This is a genomic window from Bartonella sp. CB10SXKL, from assembly GCF_042195515.1.
In the GTDB taxonomy this organism is placed as follows: Bacteria; Pseudomonadota; Alphaproteobacteria; order Rhizobiales; family Rhizobiaceae; genus Bartonella.
This window is the reverse complement of sequence record NZ_JBHION010000032.1, coordinates 1-5,020: the sequence shown is the minus strand read 5'-3', so window position 1 is coordinate 5,020 and position 5,020 is coordinate 1. Positions and strand designations below refer to the sequence as shown.

Here is a 5,020-nt window from a genome sequence, read left to right as displayed (position 1 = left end):
GCAAGTCCAAATTCATCTGGATGGCAACTTTTTGCCAAGGGGCTGAAGAACTTGCATGAAGGAGATAAACAAAGAGGGCAGGTTAACCAGACTGTCGAGTATCTAAAGTCCAAAGGCTACAGCGAAGAAGAAGCTGCTGTCATGGCAAGGAATCCTCAAATGCTTAGTGCATTGTTAACAGGTGGTGATACTCCTAAGTTACCTCTGGGGCATCAATGGTATATCAATCCGGAGACAGGTGAACGTGAAGCGAGACCGATTAAAGGATCTCTACAGGAATTGGAGTATAATCAGAAAAAACGAGACATAGAAGAGTGGGAAACAAATAAGAGAGAGTATGTGAAAGAAGTTGCATTAGAAATTGATAATACTATGGGTGCGGTTAATCATGCCATTAAACTTATAGAGAGTAATCCAGATTGGGTTGCTGGTAAAGGTGGTACGGTTACTCAAATTTTCCCAGGATCTGATGCCAAAACATTAAAATATCTATTTACTCAGATTCAAGGCGGTGTCTTTAAGCGAGTGATTGCATCAATCAAAAAACAAAGTAAGAATGGAACCGTAGGTGTTGGTCCATTATCTGAGAACGAAAGCAAGTGGTTAGTATCATCTTATGGTACTTTAGATATTAGTGACAAGCCTGAAGTATTACATACAAGACTTTTAAATATTAAGAAGATGCTTGCACATTTTCAAGAATTTAATGATGAAGAAATTTATAGGTTATCACATGGATTGGAAGTAAAAGAGCGTAAAAAAGACCCTTCTCAATCTTTTACTAATGGGTTGGTGTCACAAGGAGGTAGTGAAAATATACCAAAGATGAGTTTAGAAGAGGCATCTATTAAGGATAACGTACTTTATTTTGTGGATAGTTCCAGTGGTGAATTTCTGGTTAAGGAGTAAATATTAATGGCCCCTTATAAGACTTCTGGTGCGATTAATTCTCAATATGTATATGCTAAGAATGGGACACGTTTTCGTGTAGTTGAAGATTCTGCTGAGATTGAAAAGATTATAAGATCAAATGCTAACAGTTCTTCTTCATCTTCTCCTCGATATGTATACGCTAAGAACGGAACACGTTTCCGCGTAGTTGAAGATCCCGCTGAGATTGCGAAGCTATCTAATCAATCAACTACAACAGATGATTTCTCATTTGATGATAAAGATCTTACGGTGTTGGATGCTGTTATGAGGAATAGCGCGTCTGGTGCGACGGCAGATTATTTTGACGAGATGAAAGCAGCCAATGAAGCGGGTTTTATAGATTATTGGCGTGGTGATAAGAAAGCAGAGGAGATATATAATAGACGGGTAGCTAAGGAGCGCGCTTACCAAAAAGCCTTGCAAGAGAAATATCCTATTTGGTCTTCTATTGCTTATGCTGCTGGTTCACTTGTACCGACAGGACTCTCACTTTTTGTGCCTCCATTAAGGGCTTTGGCTCTTGCAAAGCATATGTCAACACTTGGAAATATTGGTAAGGCGATGATGTTCGGGGCAGGTTCAGGAGCTTTACATGGCTCTGGAGCAGGAGAGGGTCTTTCTGGTCGTCTTATATCGGCAGGGTTTGGTGGTGGTATTGGAACAGTAGCTGGTCCTATTGGTTCTCTTGCCGGTACAGTTGCTTCTTGGGGTACAAAAAAAATGGCAAGGGGATTGCAACATGTTCCCTATATTCCCTTTATGAAAGGAGGGCGTTTTAATCCTGCTCATAAGGAAGTTCAAACCAAAGCGGTTAGGGAAGTTGCAAAAACATTATATGATGATGGTGTTGAGAATGTTGCAGAGCGTCTTGGCTCTGCGCCACGCCATGCATTTTTGACAGATATCAGTCCAAATTTAGAAGTATCCCTTGCGAATATGGGGAAAACAAATGCGCGTGTTTCTGAACTTTTGAAAGGAGCACATGGGGAACGAGTGCAGAATGCTATTCACCGTATTGGTCAGTCGGCAGATGAAAACATTACACCTCTTCAAGATACGAAAGTTTTAAAAAGGGTACTTCAAGAGCAAGGAGAAAAAGAATATCAACCTATTTATGCACAGGTGTATCGTACTCCAGTAGGAAAAGAGCATTATGCAGCTCTTAATGATCTTTTTGCACATGAAGCATTTCAAGAAGCAGTCGAGCGAGCCGTTAAAGTCTTAACAAAGGACCGTCGCCTTGCAAAACCAGAGATGTTTTATTCGAGAGAATTTAGGCACATTAATTACAAGCCTACGATGGAGTTATTAGATCAAACGAAGAAGTCTCTCGATTACCTTAGCAAGAAGTATCATAATTTTGGTGATAACCAAATGGCTCATGTATATAAATCGCTTAAAAAAGACTTAGTAGAGATAGCGGACCAAATTTCTCCTACTTATAAAGCAGCACGGGCTAGTGTAGCCAAATATGAAGGTTTTGAAGAAGCGATAAAACAAGGCAAAAACATTGCACAGAGGGACGTATCGGGAGAGGGGATTGCAGAAGGTCTTCGTAAAGGAGCAATGCCTAGTGGTCTCAATACTTATCATGTAGGGATGAGAGACTATATTGATGATCTATTAAAAGGTTCGCGTCCTATTAATAGCCTTTCAAATATTTTACAAACGGGTAGCATGTCAGATAATCTAAGCAGATCTTTAAGCTCTAAAAACATTCATGCGTTTAGAAAAGCTGTAGAGGGTGAAAGGTTCTATGAAGATGCGGCGAAAAGAGCACTGAAACCGTTTCAAGGAACGCCTGAACATAATTATTTAACAGGTGTTAATATACCGTATGGAAAAACTAGTGCAGCACATGCAGGGGCAAAAATTATACAAAATATTTTATCTGATACGATTAGAAAATTGCCACAAAAAGAAAGGCAAATACTTGAACGTGATATAGCGAAATTAGCAACTTTTGGCGTTAAAGGTATGAACCAGAAGGAAGTTGCTCAAATGTTACAAAGATTTATACGATTACATAAAGCAGGAATTGGTAGTGACCATTTTTGGCATTTCATTTCTTCGGCAGCGTTAGGAGAAGCGGGAAGATTTTTAAGGAGTAAGGGTTAATGACCCGTTATAGTCCTGCTATTAATCAAGCGATCCGTCAAGCAGCAGCACGTTATGGTTTGCCAGAGAGTTATTTATACCGTGTTGCGCAAGTGGAAAGTGGTGGGAATCCGAATGCAAGGAATCCCCGCTCTTCTGCTGGTGGGTTGTATCAATTTATAGACAGCACCGCCAAACAATATGGTTTGCAGGATAGGTTTGACCCCATGCAAGCGGCAGATGCCATGGGGCGGTTGACACTTGATAATCGCAATCATTTAAGCCGTCTGTTGGGAAGAGCGCCTAGTGAAGCGGAGTTGTATTTAGCCCATCAACAAGGCAACGTATTGATTTATAATGATAATCTAGCGTTATTCATATTGAATGAGAGTCCCGAATAACGTAAGATTCTCTCATTTCAAATCTGTTTATCTTGAATCAATCAAAATCACTTGCTTGCACACCACAAGCGGGGCTGGCGTGTGGGTAAAAACTATAGAAGAAAGGAGTAAAAATGGTTCTTATGAATCGGCTTAATGCAAGATCTGTCGCAACATTGGGGGCTGGCAAATATAATGATGGTGCTGGCTTGCTTCTTCACAAACGTAAAGATGGAGGTGCTCAATGGCTTTATCGTTATACCATTCATGGGCGCCGTCGTGAAATGGGATTGGGTGCCTTAAGACATGTCTCTTTAAAACAAGCCCGTGAATTAGCAAATCAATGGCGTTCTGTTTTACGTGAAGGGCGTGACCCTATTCAAGAACGCAATAAACAAAAGCGTGAGGCAATAAGCAATCTCCATTACTTAAAAGACATTGCTTTAGAGGCTTTTGAAAGCCGGAAAGCTGAATTAAAGAATGATGGGAAAGATGGGCGTTGGTTTGCTCCTTTACAACTTCATATTCTCCCTAAATTGGGCTGTCTGCCGGTTTCAGAGATTACACAAACAGAGATACGCAATACACTTGCTCCCATTTGGCATACAAAAGCTGATACAGCTCGTAAATCACTGAATCGTCTCAATATTTGTCTCAAACATGCGGCTGCCTTGGGATTAGATGTCGATTTACAAGCAACAACAAAAGCACGCGCTCTCTTAGGTAAACAACGCCATAAAAAACAAAACTTTCCAGCCATGGATTGGAGAGAGGTTCCGGCTTTTTATAAAACACTTTGTGAAGCAGCAACCCTAACACAATTGGCTTTGCGTTTGCTTATCCTTACAGGAGTTCGTACACGTCCTTTACGTTATATTCATAAAGATCAAGTTGATGGGGATATATGGACAATTCCTGCTGAGAATATGAAAGGTCGACGTGATGCTACAACAGAATTTCGTGTACCCTTATCATCAGAGGCATTAGAAATCTTAAAACAAGCGCGTCTGCTTTCTCGCTATGATTTCTTTTTTTCTGCTAGAGGTCGGGGGGCTCTTGCTGATAGTTGTATGTCACAATATATGAGAGACAATAAACTTGAAGCTTGCCCCCATGGATTTCGTTCTAGTTTACGTGATTGGCTCGCTGAGACAACCGATGCTCCCTATGAAGTCGCTGAAACTATCCTAGGGCATGTGGTAGGCGGTAAAGTAGAGCGTGCTTATCGTCGTACAGACTATCTAGAACAGCGCCGTGTTTATATGGATAAATGGGCGGCTTATGTCACGGGTCAATCTTAAGATATGGGGTGCATAACCCCATGATCTGTGGATAACTTTAGCTCTCTTCTCTCTCATTCTTTCTCAATAAGACTCATAAATTATCACATCAGAAATTATATGATAAAATATTGTTTTCTATGAATAAAACATCTTTCTAAATGAACCAAAATGTGGTTAATAAATGGTTATAGTTTGTTTTCTTTTTTTATAGTGAAAGGATTTTAGAATGACAGAAAATGATATTCTTTTAACAGACCGTGAAAGTGCAAAATTGCTTCATATGAGTGTCTCAACATTCCGCCGTCATGTTACCAATGGCTCTCTCCC

2 protein-coding genes and 3 pseudogenes are annotated in these 5,020 nt (G+C 40.3%); all 5 read left to right on the top strand.

From position 1 onward, the window contains the following. A pseudogene (locus ACFIK3_RS08930) lies at positions 1–909 on the top strand (hypothetical protein); the annotation flags it as partial. A 6-nt stretch (positions 910–915) separates the two neighbouring features. Next, positions 916–3,051 (top strand): glycine zipper family protein, encoded by a 2,136-nt coding sequence (locus tag ACFIK3_RS08925; protein ID WP_375626993.1) that lies wholly within the window; start codon positions 916–918, stop codon positions 3,049–3,051. Beyond that, positions 3,051–3,371: pseudogene (locus ACFIK3_RS08920) on the top strand (transglycosylase SLT domain-containing protein); the annotation flags it as partial. The gene ACFIK3_RS08925 and the pseudogene ACFIK3_RS08920, both read left to right, overlap by 1 nt. 173 nt (positions 3,372–3,544) lie before the next feature. Continuing rightward, positions 3,545–4,711, top strand: coding sequence for a tyrosine-type recombinase/integrase (locus ACFIK3_RS08915; protein ID WP_375666688.1), 1,167 nt, complete (start codon positions 3,545–3,547; stop codon positions 4,709–4,711). A gap of 208 nt (positions 4,712–4,919) precedes the next feature. Next, a pseudogene (locus ACFIK3_RS08910) lies at positions 4,920–5,020 on the top strand (helix-turn-helix domain-containing protein); the annotation flags it as partial.

Coding starts and splice junctions, on each gene's coding strand:
- ACFIK3_RS08915 (WP_375666688.1), top strand. CDS start 3,545: ATGGTTCTTATGAATCGGCTTAATGCAAGATCTGTCGCAACATTGGGG.
- ACFIK3_RS08925 (WP_375626993.1), top strand. CDS start 916: ATGGCCCCTTATAAGACTTCTGGTGCGATTAATTCTCAATATGTATAT.